This is a genomic window from Shinella sp. M31 (assembly GCF_049199205.1).
In the GTDB taxonomy this organism is placed as follows: Bacteria; Pseudomonadota; Alphaproteobacteria; order Rhizobiales; family Rhizobiaceae; genus Shinella.
This window is the reverse complement of the sequence record NZ_JBLZPH010000224.1, coordinates 1-954: the sequence shown is the minus strand read 5'-3', so window position 1 is coordinate 954 and position 954 is coordinate 1. Positions and strand designations below refer to the sequence as shown.

Sequence of the window (954 nt, the reverse complement as noted above, 5' to 3'; positions counted from 1 at the left end):
TTGATCCGGAAGATTTGAGGAGATTACGAACATGGCCATTCTTCTTCTGGCAGACCACGACAATGTTAGCCTTTCCGACCAGACCGCCAAGGCGCTGACGGCAGCAAGCAAGATCGGCTCGGACGTGCATGTGCTCGTCGCCGGCTTGGGCGCCAAGGCCGCGGCCGATGCGGCTACAAAGCTCTCGGGCGTCTCCAAGGTGCTGCTCGCCGACGATGCGAGCCTCGGAAACAACCTCGCCGAACCGCTGGCGGCACTCATCGTGTCGCTGGCCGGCAGCTATGATGCCATCGTCTCGGCGGCGACCTCGGTCGGCAAGAACGTTTTGCCGCGCGTTGCCGCCCTGCTCGATGTCGCGCAGGTTTCCGAGATCGTCGAGGTCGTCAGTGCCGACACGTTCAAGCGTCCGATTTATGCGGGCAATGCCATCCAGACGGTTCAGTCCACCGACGCCAAGAAGGTGATCACCGTGCGCACGGCGTCCTTCGCCGCGGCCGGCGAGGGCGGTAGCGCCTCGGTCGAGACGATCGCGGCCGCAGCGAACCCGGGCCTCTCGACCCACGTCAAGGATGCACTGTCCTCCTCGGACCGTCCGGAACTGACGCCGGCCAAGATCATCATCTCGGGCGGTCGTGCGCTCGGCTCGTCGGAAAAGTTCCAGGAGGTGATCCTTCCGGTCGCCGACAAGCTCGGTGCTGCCGTCGGTGCAAGCCGCGCTGCCGTCGATGCGGGCTATGCGCCGAACGACTGGCAGGTCGGGCAGACGGGCAAGGTCGTCGCACCGCAGCTCTACGTCGCCTGCGGCATCTCGGGTGCGATCCAGCATCTGGCCGGCATGAAGGACAGTAAGGTGATCGTTGCGATCAACAAGGACGAGGAGGCACCGATCTTCCAGGTCGCCGACTACGGCCTCGTCGCGGACCTCTTCGAGGCCCTGCCGGAACTGCAGAAGGC

General features: G+C 64.7%; 1 protein-coding gene. It reads left to right on the top strand.

Annotated elements, in window-relative coordinates; genetic code table 11:
* Positions 1-31: 31 nt before the first annotated feature.
* Positions 32-954 (top strand): electron transfer flavoprotein subunit alpha/FixB family protein (locus ACOZKU_RS27945; protein WP_421581635.1); only part of this gene is annotated, 923 nt, incomplete at its 3' end.